Origin of the sequence: Myxococcus eversor, assembly GCF_010894455.1 — a bacterium.
Taxonomy (GTDB): domain Bacteria; phylum Myxococcota; class Myxococcia; order Myxococcales; family Myxococcaceae; genus Myxococcus; species Myxococcus eversor.
In genome coordinates this window covers 53080-65302 of sequence record NZ_JAAIXY010000036.1, presented here as the reverse complement: position 1 = coordinate 65302, position 12223 = coordinate 53080, and the positions used below count along the sequence as shown (strand labels likewise).

Genomic DNA, 12223 nt, shown 5'->3' with positions numbered 1-12223 from the left:
CTCTCGGGTCGGGCGTGGCCACGTCCCTGTATTTCTAATCCGTCCTCGGTCCACGTCGAGCGGGGTGAGGCCCACCGTTCGCAGCCCAACTGGCCCCTCAGGCGTGCACCACCCCGTGAACGCTTACTCGCTGACGAGTAGCCGATGATGACTGCTTCGAGGGTACGCAACTGCAGTTCCCGCTCCTTCTCCGAGTCGATGAGAAAGGCCTGGGGGTATTTCTCGACGAGTCGCAGCATGTCGAAGATGGAGGCCATGAAGTTCCCGGAAGCCAATGGCGAGGGTGCGCGTGTTACGTCTGCCTGTCATGCGATGTCGCGGGGGCAGTGAGCATACCAACGAGAGTCCTGCCGGCGGTGTTGGGCGGCGCAATGTTTCCGCTGTCCCGATGGGCTGGTTGATGGTGCTGTCCATCCTGCTCGTGGTGGCGGGCTGTGCGACGACCTCCGAAGGTTCGGGTGGCAATGTCTGGCTGGGGCGAGGCGCGGTCCCGACTCAGGATGAGTCCGAAATGTTGCGGGCCGCCGAGGCAGAGGTCGTCCGGGTCGTCGAGCAAATAGGCGCGACTGTTCGCGACATCGACTCGGTAGGGGCGCACCTGACGCTGACGTTCTGGTCGGAGCGAGGTGCGCTGACCTGGACTGGCTACGAGGCTCGGGAGCGTGTGGGGCATCGAGGAGGTCCGGTCGGAGCAGCGGATATTCGGGACGCGCTGCGAGAGGTGCTCGCTGGCTACGGTCTGGAGCGCACGGGGCAGGTGGTCTTGTCGCTGCGCCGGGAAGAGAGGCAGTGGTCGGTGGACTATTCGTTCCATCGCCAAGCGGAGCGCCCACCCGAGGCCAGGACGCTGCCAGTGCAGTGGGCTGATGACACTGGGCCCGACGAGGTTCCATCGGGGCTGGCGCGTCTCCTGGCAGGGATAGGTGTCCCCAACGGGGGAGAGGCCTGGCTGGAGGCCGATGCGGTGCAGGAGGACGGTCGCGTGGTCGGGTGGGAGCTGCACCACTTCCAGGTGACTCGGAGCGGAGCAGGTGGTTCTCCGCAGGCCCCGGCGTCACGAGTCGGTCGGGAGGTGGTTCGGCTTACACGCTCCTTCCAGGATGGTATCGGGCCGCGCACGGTGCGGTTCGGAATCCGGCTGACCCACAGTCGGGGTGAAGGTGACGGTTGGGTGGAGTCCGCGCGAGTCGTCGGCTTCGCGCCACCGACGGGACTCGAGCCGGAAGTCGCCGCTGAGTACCGGGCGATGCACGAGGACATCGTGCGGCGCTGGCGAGAAGGTGTCGCGGAGGGCTTCACCTGGCTGGCTCAGCGAGGCGTGCAGGAACTGGCGCTCTGGTACGTGGGCGCTGTCGCGATCAAGGGCGCGGGCTTCCTCGCGGTTCGCGGTGGCTGCATCGTTCGGAAGGCGCTGCGTCAGGGCAAAGAGGCTGCGAGCGGTTGGTTGCGGACCATGCTGTCTCGGGTGCCGCAGAGCGAGGGCCGCGCTTTCGAGCGACTGTGGACGAAGGTTCAGCTCGAAGGGGAGCGAGCGCTCACCACCAGTGAACGGGGCGAGCTGCGTGCGCTCATGGCTCGCATCGAGAAGTTGGCCTCGATGCCGCTCGAACTGGGGGAGAAGCACGGACTGCGGAAGGCCGCGCGAATCTCTTACAAGAGAGCCCGTCCGGACTTGGCCCCCGCCATGGACGCATTTTCAGATCGCTATCCGGTCCACCACCGACGTCCCCTGGAATATGCGCACTTGTTTCCGGAGGAGGACATCAATGCTTCGAGCCGACTCGCCGTGGTCCAAGACTTCATCCATGAGCGAGTGAGTCGCCTCTGGACGAAGTTCCGAACCGCCCAGCGAACCGCGACGCGTGACGAAGTCGAGGCCGCGACGAGGATCATCGACTCGCATTTCGAGTCCTGGTACCACCGTGTCGAAGTTCCACGAGGCGAGCAGGTTTTCATCGAGCGGGCCGAGCAGGCGGCGCTTGAGGCGTTGAAGTCGCGTTTCCCGAAGGTGAACTGAGCAGGAGTTCGACGATGGAGCAGCCGATACTGCCTGGGTTCGACCGATTGGTTTCCGTTTGCAAGCGGGAGTCCCTGGAGATGCGCCTGACCGCTCCCGCCCAGCGTCCTCTCAGGGGAGGGGAGGGCGTGGGTGGGCATCCCCTGGACCCGATGTTGGCGGCCTTCTATTCGAGGTCGGGCAGCGCGAGGTTCGCGGATGACGCCTATCTCCTCCGCGTCAATGACGACGAGAACCAGCTCGACGAGAAGAACCAGTGGTGGCGCGAGAGTTGGCAGAAGCGCTTGGACTTGACGGTCTGCGTTTTCGGTGGAGAAGCCAACCTTGCCTATTACTTCGCCACGGTTCCCGGCCTGGCGGACGCGCGAGGATGTCAGCCCGTCGTTGAAGTGGACACCTACGAACTCGACGGGCCGGTCGTCATGCCGCTCGCCTCGAACGTGGACCGCTTCTTCGACCTGTACGCGAGCTACCTGGAAGCGCTCGTTGCTCACGAGGACTACGCGGAGCGTGGTTCAGCGGCGCTCAGCTTTCCCTGGAAGGTTCCACACCTGGTCGCGCGCGACGAGCGCCTCGTCCAGCTCATCGAGGAAGGTCGCTTCGACTTCCCCCAGGCTGGCCCTGAGGCCCGTACCTGGGCACTCCAAGTCCTCGAAGCCCGCCGACGCATCATGTGACGTAGGCCGCGCCCTCTGTCCGTGACGCATGCACGCGCTGAAGGAAGCGCCGCATGAGGAACGCGTTTTCATCCAGGTGCGTCTCCAGAGCCCAGTGCCCCGCGTCGAGCAGATGGAGCTCCGCATCCGGCAAGTACGCCCGCGCCGACTCCTCGGGCATGTACCCGTCGTGCGGTCCCCACACAATCAACGTCGGCGGCTGGCACTCACGCAGATACGCCTGGAACCGAGGCATCCACGCCAGCGTTGTGCGCTGATCCGCGAGCAGGTCGACCCAGTGCTCCTTGCGTATGCTCGGACCTCCCGAACTGGACGAGTCCCGACGCCACCCGCGAGACCAGCTCGGAGACAAGCCCGTGTCTCCGTCGGAACCTGGTCATCCCCAGGGCCTCGTGAGCACACGCTCCGCTCGTCCGCTCCCCATCCAGACAGGCCAGCGCGTCCCCCAGAAACACCACGGGGCCGCCGAGTCCCCAAGAGGACTCCAGCGGCCCCGCGGGCCCCACCACTCAACTCGCCGTCACTCCGCGTCGGGCGATTGAACGATGAGCTTCTCCTTGCCACACACGTCACAGCGCAGGTGGATGAACAAATCCCCGTCGCTCTCCTCGGGCACCGAACCCTCGGGAACGCCGAGCTCCGCCTTCGCCAGCGCCGCCACCTTCGTGGGAATCTCCTCCGCCTTCAGCGACTGGACGTAGGTCATCTCCCGCTCGTGGCACTCGCGCGTCTCCGGCCCGTGCAGCCACGCCGGCTCCATCCCCTCCGGCAGCCGGCTGACCAGCTCCAGGTTGGACACCGACTCCGCCAGGTACGCCAGCCGGCGCAACCGCGCCTCCTCGGGCAGCGCCGAGAAGACCTGGAAGCCCTCGAACAGCGCGTCGCGGTTGTCGCCCGTGGCCAGGTGCGCCAGCTCCAGCGCCGCCTCGCTCGACTCCAGCGCCTCGTCCCAGTTGTTGTCCGGGTTGAAGCCCGCCTCCAACAGCGACGTGTACAGCTGCGTCGCCGCCAGCCGCCGCCGAGCCTCCTGCAGGTGCTCCACCACCTCGTGCGTCAGCCGCAACTCCAACAGCGCGCCCGTCGTCCGAGGGTCGATGGACCCCGTCAGGTCATCCACGTCCACTTCTTCCCGCAGCGCGGCCTTCAACACCTGCGCCGCGGAGAAGCGGAACAGCGGCAACACACCCACTTCGCGCAGGTACATGGCCGACACGGCCGCGTCCTTGGCACCCATCCGCAGCGCCTTCTGCGCCTTCTCCACCACGCCGGGGTCCGCAGACGGCTTCTTGTTCTCCAACCGCGTCTTCACCGCCTCGCGGTAGAGCGTCTCCAGCGAGCTGCCCGGAGGCATCCGCTGCGGCACCAGCGGCCTCAAGCCCGGCACGTCCAACACCCACAACGGCGGCATCGCCATCCGCTTCAGGCCCCGGAAGAAGAGCGAGCCGGGCGGGTCCTGCGGCTTGAACGGCGGCAGCTCCTCGGACGGCTCTCCCATCATGAGCGCCGCGGCCTGCACGCCCAGCGCCTTCTCCCGCTGTTCGCGGGTGAACGCGGTGATGCCCTGGGCCGGAGGCGGAGGCGGAGGAGGTGCTTCCTCTCCGTCCAGACCCACCACCCGGTCCATGTCCACATCGTCCATCTCCACGTCGTCCAGACCCTTGGCGCCCGTGAAGTCACAGCGGAGCAGCTTCAGCTTCTCGAAGGTGGCCCCTTCGAGGTTGGCCCCCCGGAAGTCACAGTCCTGGAGCCGCCCGCCGTGGAAATAGGCGTTCGACAGGTCCGTGTCCCGGAAGTTGATTTTCGACAGATCGCACCGCTCCCACTCGGAGCCGACGAGCCCGAGGCCCGACAAGTCCGCGTTGGCGGAGAAAAGTTGCGTGAAGGTGGCTCCAGTGTGCTCGGACGGGACCTGACCGGCCTTGCGCAGTCGGTTCCACTCGGCCGACCCGTTCTGGAGGAGCTTCTCGATACTGAGGGCTTTCGGCATGGACCGGGGATTATTCGTATGGTCTGGTCCGCGCGCCAGCACAAATGATCGAGTACCGAATCGAGACCGACACCGCCGGGATGCGCCTGGACAAGCTCCTGCGCAAACGGCTCCCCACTGTCCCCGTGAGTCACCTGTTCAAGATGATTCGCACCAAGAAGGTGCGGGTGAACGGGAAACGTGCCCAGCCCGAGCAGTTGCTCGCGGACGGAGACGTGCTCACCATCCGTGGAGACGAGCAGACGCTCAGGGGAGAGGACCGTCCGAAAGTGGACCGTCCACCCCCGCCGGTGGACCCCAGCCGGCTGGTCATTCTGAGAGAGGACGACTGGTTGATGGCCGTGGACAAGCCCAGCGGGATGGCCGTCCATACCGGAAGCGGCATCACCGGCGGCACGCTGGTGGACTATGTGCGCGCCTATCTGGGACCCAAGGCCGTCCGGAACGACTTCACGGCGTCACCCGCCCACCGCCTGGACCGGGAGACCTCCGGCGTCATCCTGGTCGCCAAACGGCGCCCGGCGATGGTGCACTTCACGGAGGTCTTCACCCACGGGCTCTCCAAGAAGCGCTACGTCACCCTGGTGAAGGGGAAGATGCCCAAGGAGTCCGGGGTCATCGACCTGCCCCTGTCCGAGCACCAGCAGACGGCCGAATCCAAGGCCCGGCGCGGGGTCAACATGCAGGAGGCCCTCACCCGCTGGAAGGTCGTCAAGCAGTCGGGCGAGGTGGCGCTCCTGTCCTGCTCCATCGAGACCGGGCGCACCCATCAGATAAGAAGGCACCTGGCCTCCATTGGCCACCCGGTGGTCGGGGACAAGAAATACGGTGACTTCGCCTTCAACCGCGACGTGCAGGCGCGCTGGGGGCTCAAGAGGTTGTTCCTGCACGCCGAGCGCATCGAATTTCCACACCCTGAAGGCGGGGCGAAGGTGGCCGTGGAAGCCCCCATCCCCCCCGAGCTCCGAGACGTGCTCAAGCGGGCCGCATTGCTGCCCTGAGGCCGTGACGCCCGCGAGGTTCCGATACACGTATGTCCGACTCCAAGACGACTGACCGAAGCCGCTCGAAGCTGGTGCTGAAGGGGGTTCCCCCCGGGCGCTGGTGGAAGGTGCTGCTGAAGCTGGGTGGGTGGCTGGCCCTCACGGGTGCCACGGCGGGCGCGGTGGGCCTGGTGGCCATCTACTACGTGTACTCGAACGGGCTGCCGGCCATCCCCAAGGTGGACGAGTACTGGCCGCCCATCGTCACCGAGGTCTACACCGACGACGCGGTGCTCGCGGGCGAGTTCTACAACGAGCGGCGCAAGGTGGTGCCCTACGAGCGGATTCCGAAGCGGCTGGTGCAGGCGTTCATCGCCAGCGAGGACTCCAGCTTCTTCGACCACTTCGGCGTGGACATCCTGGGCACCTCGCGCGCGGCCTTCAAGACGATTGGCTCGAAGCTGGGCCTGCGCTCCGGCGGCATCCAGGGTGGTTCCACCCTGACGCAGCAGACGGCGAAGGCGGTGCTCATCTCCGCGGAGGGCTACAAGTCCGCCACCGCGAAGACGCTCACCCGCAAGATTCGCGAGGCCATCCTCGCCCTGCGGTTGGAGCAGTCGCTCACCAAGGAGGAGATTCTCTACCTCTACCTGAACAACGTCTTCCTCGGGCACCACAGCTACGGCGTGCAGAGCGCGGCGGAGAACTACTACCGCAAGGACGTGCGGGATTTGACGCTCGGGGAGATGACGCTCATCGCCGGCCTTCCGCAGGCGCCCAGCCGCTACTCGCCCTTCCTGCGTCCGGAGGCCGCCCGCAAGCGCCGCTCCTACGTGCTGCGCCGCATGCTGGTGGAAGGGATGATTTCGCAGGCCGAGCACGACACGGCCAACGCGGAAGTGGTGAACGTGTTCCCCGTGGAGGACGTCTTCCACGAGTTCGCCCCGTACTTCGTGGAGCAGGTGCGCAAGGACGTGGTGGACCGGTACGGCAACCCCGTGCTGCTCAAGGACGGCCTCAAGATTTTCACCACCATGGACAGCGAGCGCCAGCGCGCCGCGCAGGACGCGGTGATGGATGGGCTGCTCTCCGTGGACAAGCGCCAGGGCTGGCGTGGGCCGGTGCAGCAGCTCACGCCGGAGGCGATGAAGACCTTCATCGACCGCGCGAAGAAGTCCATGGGCAAGGACGCGCTCGCCGAAAACCGGCTCTACGTGGCCGCCGTCACGCAGATTGACTCGGACGGCAAGGGCGCGGACGTCCAGGTGGGACCGCATGCGGGGCGGCTGCCGCTGCTCGGCATGCGCTGGGCGCGCAAGGTGAACCCGGAGGGCTACTACCCGGCGATGATGATTTCGTCGGTGAAGAAGGCCATCGCCGTGGGCGACCTCGTCGTTGTCCGTCACGTGACGAAGAAGGACCTCACGGACGACAAGGAGCAGTGGGACAAGAAGTTGGCGGAGGACATCCCCGAGGAGGGCGTGAAGCTCTTCCGGCTGGAGCAGACGCCCGAGGCGCAGAGCGCGCTCGTCTCCGTGGACCCCCACCGCCAGTACCTCACGGCCATGGTGGGCGGGTACGACTTCGACGACAACGAGTTCAACCGCGCCTTCCAGGCGTGCCGTCAGCCGGGCAGCTCGTTCAAGCCCTTCGTGTACTCGGCGGCGCTGGAGCAGCTGAACTGGACGGAGGCGACCGTCATCGTCGACTCGCCCATTGTGGAGCACGACCCGGACAACAAGGTGTCGTGGAAGCCGGCGAACTACAGCGAGGAGTTCGTGGGGGACGTGCTCTTGCGCACCGCGCTCGTCAACTCGATGAACATCCCCGCGGTGAAGACGTTCGGCGCGGTGGGCGTGAAGAACATGGCGGCGTGGAGCACGAAGCTGGGCATCACCACGCCCATGAACATGGACTTCTCCGCGGCGCTCGGCTCCTCGTGCGTGTACCCGCTGGACCTGGCGAACGCCTACGCGACGTTCAACCGCTACGGCCGCAAGAAGCCCACGTACTTCGTGCGCAAGGTGGAGGACCGCTTCGGCCGCACGCTGGAGGACCACACCGCGTTCGATGACGCGTGGGCGCCGCTGCAGGACCGCGTGGCCGCCGGCTACGCGCGCCTCTTCGAGCCCGGTGAGCAGGTGATGAGCGCGGAGGTCGGCTTCATCCTCACGCACCTGTTGCGCGGCGTGGTGCTCCAGGGCACGGGGGGGCCTGCCACGCGCCTGGGCAAGCCCGCCGCCGGCAAGACGGGCACGACGAACGACTCCTTTGATGCGTGGTTCGCGGCGTACACGAGAGATCTCGTGACGGTGGCGTGGGTGGGCTACGACTTGAACCCGCATCCGCTCGGCCGGTACGAGACGGGTGGCCGCGCGGCGCTGCCCATCTGGCTCAACTACATGAAGCGCGCGCTGGAGGGTCGGCCGCAGTCGGAGTTCTACCCGTGGCAGTCGATGGACCTGGTGCGGCTCCACATCGACAAGAAGACGGGCAAGATTGCCAGCCCCGGCGCGAAGGGCTCGGAGTTGATGTTCTTCAAGAAGGGCACCGAGCCGAAGGACGCCGTGCCCGACAAGAACCAGGTCGACGTGGACCAGTTCATGATGGGCGCGCAGTAGCGCTCACCGACGTGGACTTCCGGGCCCCGTGCGCCTCCTTCGGGAGGACGCGGGGCCCGAGTCGTTTCAGGCGCCCGTGCGGAAGCGGCGCGCGGGCTCCACGTGACGCTGGATGGCCGCGCGGAGTGACGCCACATCCGGCCCTGCTTCGAGCACGGAGCGCGTCGCGGTGGGGATGATTTGCGCCTCGCGCCCGGCGAACAGGCGCTTGAGGTCGTCGAAGCCCGCGCCCTGCGCGCCGATTCCAGGCGTCAGCATCAGCGCGCCGCCCAGCCGCTCCACGACGCCCCGGTCCGACGCGGGGAGGGTGGCCCCCATCACCGCGCCCGCGGGCAGCACACCCGGTCCCGCCTTCTCGTTCAGCTCGCGCAGCCCGTCCGCGAGGACCTCCGCCACGGTACGTCCATCGCCGCCAGTGGACGTCTGGAGCGACGTGCCCTCCGGGTTGGAGGAACGCACGACGAGGAAGGCACAGGCGCCCGACGCCCGCGCCCGCTCAATCGTCTTCACCAGCGCGCCCAGGCCCAGGTACGCGGAGAAGGTGGCCGCGTCCGCTTCGTAGGCGCTACCCACGCCGAAGACGGTCTCCGCGTAGGCGTCCATGGTGGAGCCGATATCCCCACGCTTCACGTCGAGCAGCGCGAGCGTGCCCGCCGCCTTGAAGCGCTTCATCAGCGCCTGGAGCGTCTGGAGTCCCGCGGGGCCGTGGCGTTCGAAGAACGCGCTCTGCGGTTTCACCACCGCGACGCTGTCACCCGCCGCGTCCGCGATGCGCTCACAGAAGTCCGAGAGGCCCTGCGCCGTGTCGGGCAGTCCCCAGCGCGCGAGCAAATCCTTCGACGGGTCGACGCCGAGGCAGAACGGAGAGCGCTCGTCGGCGAGCCGGGCGAAGCGCTGGGCGAAGGATGGAGGGGTCGTCACCGTTCCAGCTCCTGTGCGGGGTCAGCGCAGCCGGCGGGCGGCCGCGTCGAAGAGAGGGTTGGGCAGCACCTTCGCCAGCCGCGAGGGCAGGGCGAGTTGCCACGGGAAGGACAGCTCCGTCTCACCGCGCAGGATGGCCGTGCCCATCAGCTCCACCGCCGCGTCCGTCTCCATCAGGAAGGGCATGGGGAAGTGGTTGTCCGCGGTCATCTCGCTCTTCACGAAGCCCGGGTAGATGGTGGTGACGCGCACGCCGGTGCTGCTCAGGTCCACGCGCAGGCTCTCCATGAACGTGGCGAGGAACGCCTTCGAGGCCGAGTACGCCGCATGTCCCGCCAACCCCCGATGGGCCGCGAGGCTGGAGATGCCCACCACATGTCCCCGGCGGCGCTCCACCATTTGCGGCAGCACGGCCGTCAGCGTGGCGGCGGCGCCGGTGACGTTGGTGTCGATGATGGCCCGCACCTTGTCCCATTCCAGGCGCTTGCCATGCGTCACACCGCCGACGCCCGCGTTGGCCACGACGAGGTCCAGGCCACCGCACTCCGAGTCGAGCTCGCGCAGGCGCTCCAGGTGGGCCTCCGTGCGCGTGACATCCAGCTCCAGCGGCTCCACCGTCGCGCCCGCGGCCTGGGCCTCGTCGGCGAGGGCCTGGAGCTGCGGCATCCTGCGCCCGGCGGCGAAGACGCGCAGGCCGCGCTTGGCCAGCCACAGCGCCAACCCTCGTCCCAGGCCGCTCGAGGCGCCCGTCACCAGCGCCGTCCGGTAGCTCATCTCCGCCATGGTGTCTCCTCCTGGCTGCGTCGCTGCTTCTCGCACGGTTGGCGGCGGAATTGGGACACAAAACCATGCGGGGCCTCGTCCGTCCGTCCGCGTCCGGAGCGCCAGGGTGTTGACGAGCATGCACGCGCCGGCCCTTCCGTGCGTGCTTCGCTCGGCGGCCGGCCGATGGCACAGGGCCTGTTCGTCCGCACCTTGTCTCCACGAGGAGGGACGCGCACATGACGCCCTCGAACTGCGTGCTCGCCATCGACGACGACCCCGACATCCTCCTGGCATTCAAGGACGTGTTGGAGCTGGAGGGGCACAGCGTGTTGCTGGCGCACAGCGGGCGTGAGGCGCTGGAGCTGCTGCGCGGGGGCGCACGTCCCTCCGTGATTCTGTTGGACTTGATGATGCCGGACGTCAACGGCTGGGAGTTCCGCGACAGACAGCGCGAGGACGCCTTGCTGGCGCCCATCCCCGTGGTGGTCATCTCCGGGCAGGGCGTGAGCGCTCGCGAGGTCGCCGCGCTCGGCGTGGACGACTACCTGCGCAAGCCCGTGGACGTGGAGCAGCTGCTCGGCGCTGTCTCCCGCTACGTGCTCGACGCGGAGAAGCAGCCCCAGCCCGTGTGAGGCGGAGGCCCGCGCCGCTGGAAGGACGCGGGCCCCACCCACTCAGGCGCTCAGTGCATGCCCGAGGGCGCGCTCTCCAGCTTGGCGACCACCTGGTCCACCGAGAAGCTCGACGGACGCTGGCGCGGCGGGAACTCGCGGAAGCTCGAGAGGAACCGGGCCACGGCCTGCTGCGCCGGCACGAAGTAGAAGGCGTGGTCGATGAGCCAGGTCTGGTAGCCGACGGCGTCCTGCGAGCGCTCCAGCGGGTCGGCGCGCAGGTCGAACGCGAGCGGGGCGCGGCGGATGGTGAAGGGCTCGCCCCAGGCCTCGATGCCCTTGGCGTTCTGTTCCGCGAAGACGAGCTTCATGCGCCCGTGGCGCACGGCGACCAGCTCCCCGTCGTCGCCGAAGTAGAAGAACTCCGTGCGCGCCGAGGGCCCCTTGCTGGACAACAGCTCCGTCTGGTCGTAGCCATCCAGGTGGACCTTGAAGGTCTTGTCGTTGGCCTCGTGGCCGCTCTTGAGCTTGTCCACGATGTCCGGGTCGCCCGCCGCCGCGAGGAACGTGGGCAGCCAGTCCTCGGACGAGAACAGCTCGTTGATTTGCGTGCCGGGCTGAATCACGCCGGGCCAGCGCACGACGCATGGCGCGCGGAATGCGCCCTCCCAGTTGGTGTCCTTCTCGCCGCGGAAGGGCGTCATGCCGCCGTCGGGCCACATGCACGTCATCGCCCCGTTGTCCGTGGTGTAGACGACGATGGTGTCCTCCGACAGCCCCAGCGAGTCGAGCTTGTCGAGGAGCTCCCCGACCATGCCGTCATGCTCCACCATGCCGTCCGGGTAGAGGCCGAGCCCCGTCTTGCCCCGCGACTCCGGCTTCAGGTGCGTGTGCACGTGCATGCGCGTGGTGTTGAACCACATGAAGAACGGCTGGGAGGACTTCTTCGCGTCCTCCAGATAGTCCATGGCGGAGGAGAGGAACTCCTCGTCCACCGTCTCCATCCGCTTCTTCGTCAGCGGGCCGGTGTCCTCCACCTTCTGTCCGCCCTTGCCGTCCGACTTGCAGCGCAGCACGCCGCGCGGACCGAAGCGCTTCCTGAAGGCCGGGTCCTTGGGGTAGTCCGGGTTCTCGGGCTCCTCCTCCGCGTTGAGGTGGTAGAGGTTGCCGAAGAACTCGTCGAAGCCGTGGACGGTGGGCAGGTACTCGTCGCGGTCTCCCAGGTGGTTCTTGCCGAACTGCGCGGTCCGGTAGCCCTGGGCCTTGAGGAGGTCCGCGATGGTCGGGTCCTCGGGCTGGAGGCCGACCTTGGCGCCCGGCATGCCGACCTTGGTGAGGCCGGTGCGGAACGGACACTGGCCGGTGATGAAGGCCGCGCGCCCCGCCGTGCAGCTCTGCTGCGCGTAGTAGTCGGTGAGCAGCGCGCCTTCCTTCGCCAGCCGGTCGATGTTCGGCGTGCGATAGCCCATCACCCCGAGGTTGTAGGCACTGACGTTCCAGTAGCCGATGTCGTCACCGAAGATGACGATGATGTTGGGTTGCTTCTTCGCTTCCTTCTTCTTCTGGGTCGCCATCGAGTCCCCCGACGTGAATGTGGAATAGGAGTGAGCGTGACGCCCTCGGGGGACAAGGCGGGGCGGA

General features: G+C 67.4%; 11 protein-coding genes. 5 read left to right on the top strand and 6 right to left on the bottom strand.

Annotated elements, in window-relative coordinates:
- The coding region (locus tag G4D83_RS45745; RefSeq protein WP_205522858.1) for a hypothetical protein at positions 1-257 on the bottom strand (257 nt) is incomplete at its 3' end.
- Between the two features lie 989 nt (positions 258-1246).
- Here G4D83_RS45745 and G4D83_RS45740 point away from each other — a divergent pair.
- Positions 1247-2017, top strand: a complete 771-nt coding sequence (locus G4D83_RS45740) for a hypothetical protein (protein WP_205522857.1) — start codon at positions 1247-1249, stop codon at positions 2015-2017.
- A 128-nt stretch (positions 2018-2145) separates the two neighbouring features.
- Positions 2146-2694, top strand: coding sequence for a hypothetical protein (locus G4D83_RS43820; protein ID WP_163870921.1), 549 nt, complete (start codon positions 2146-2148; stop codon positions 2692-2694).
- On the opposite strand, the gene G4D83_RS43815 is transcribed toward G4D83_RS43820, so the two are convergent.
- Together G4D83_RS43815 and G4D83_RS43810 are read right to left on the bottom strand one after the other, a co-directional pair.
- Positions 2687-3046, bottom strand: a complete 360-nt coding sequence (locus tag G4D83_RS43815; RefSeq protein WP_163870920.1) for an alpha/beta fold hydrolase — start codon at positions 3044-3046, stop codon at positions 2687-2689. The genes G4D83_RS43820 and G4D83_RS43815 overlap by 8 nt on opposite strands.
- Before the next feature lie 168 nt (positions 3047-3214).
- The gene (locus G4D83_RS43810) at positions 3215-4681 is read right to left on the bottom strand and encodes a pentapeptide repeat-containing protein (RefSeq protein ID WP_176434644.1); all 1467 of its coding nucleotides are present in this window, start codon (positions 4679-4681) and stop codon (positions 3215-3217) included.
- Positions 4682-4725: 44 nt separating this feature from the next.
- Between G4D83_RS43810 and G4D83_RS43805 the strand changes: the two genes are divergently transcribed.
- Both G4D83_RS43805 and G4D83_RS43800 read left to right on the top strand, forming a co-directional pair.
- The gene (locus tag G4D83_RS43805; protein WP_163870918.1) at positions 4726-5682 is read left to right on the top strand and encodes an RluA family pseudouridine synthase; all 957 of its coding nucleotides are present in this window, start codon (positions 4726-4728) and stop codon (positions 5680-5682) included.
- 32 nt (positions 5683-5714) lie between these two features.
- Positions 5715-8285 carry a penicillin-binding protein 1A gene (locus G4D83_RS43800; protein WP_163870917.1) on the top strand — a complete coding sequence of 857 codons (2571 nt, stop codon included), beginning with the start codon at positions 5715-5717 and terminating at the stop codon, positions 8283-8285.
- 66 nt (positions 8286-8351) lie between these two features.
- Here G4D83_RS43800 and pyrF read toward each other — a convergent pair whose 3' ends face one another.
- Both pyrF and G4D83_RS43790 read right to left on the bottom strand, forming a co-directional pair.
- Entirely contained in the window at positions 8352-9206 is an 855-nt protein-coding gene (pyrF, locus tag G4D83_RS43795; RefSeq protein WP_163870916.1) for an orotidine-5'-phosphate decarboxylase, read from the bottom strand.
- Between the two features lie 21 nt (positions 9207-9227).
- Complete coding sequence (locus G4D83_RS43790; protein ID WP_163870915.1) at positions 9228-9989, bottom strand: SDR family NAD(P)-dependent oxidoreductase; 762 nt, start codon at positions 9987-9989, stop codon at positions 9228-9230.
- 218 nt (positions 9990-10207) lie between these two features.
- Here G4D83_RS43790 and G4D83_RS43785 point away from each other — a divergent pair, with 218 nt between their 5' ends.
- Positions 10208-10603, top strand: coding sequence for a response regulator (locus G4D83_RS43785; RefSeq protein ID WP_163870914.1), 396 nt, complete (start codon positions 10208-10210; stop codon positions 10601-10603).
- A 50-nt stretch (positions 10604-10653) separates the two neighbouring features.
- Here the strand turns inward: G4D83_RS43785 and G4D83_RS43780 are convergent, their stop codons facing one another.
- A complete protein-coding gene (locus G4D83_RS43780) occupies positions 10654-12156 on the bottom strand; it encodes an arylsulfatase (RefSeq protein WP_163870913.1) in 1503 nt (500 codons plus the stop codon).
- Between the last annotated feature and the right edge of the window lie 67 nt (positions 12157-12223).

Bases quoted from the DNA above. Each gene is read 5' to 3' on its own strand.
- G4D83_RS45740 (WP_205522857.1), top strand. From the start codon at position 1,247: ATGCACGAGGACATCGTGCGGCGCTGGCGAGAAGGTGTCGCGGAGGGC.
- G4D83_RS43810 (WP_176434644.1), bottom strand. From the start codon at position 4,681: ATGCCGAAAGCCCTCAGTATCGAGAAGCTCCTCCAGAACGGGTCGGCC.
- G4D83_RS43805 (WP_163870918.1), top strand. From the start codon at position 4,726: ATGATCGAGTACCGAATCGAGACCGACACCGCCGGGATGCGCCTGGAC.
- G4D83_RS43800 (WP_163870917.1), top strand. From the start codon at position 5,715: ATGTCCGACTCCAAGACGACTGACCGAAGCCGCTCGAAGCTGGTGCTG.
- G4D83_RS43790 (WP_163870915.1), bottom strand. From the start codon at position 9,989: ATGGCGGAGATGAGCTACCGGACGGCGCTGGTGACGGGCGCCTCGAGC.
- G4D83_RS43785 (WP_163870914.1), top strand. From the start codon at position 10,208: ATGACGCCCTCGAACTGCGTGCTCGCCATCGACGACGACCCCGACATC.
- G4D83_RS43780 (WP_163870913.1), bottom strand. From the start codon at position 12,156: ATGGCGACCCAGAAGAAGAAGGAAGCGAAGAAGCAACCCAACATCATC.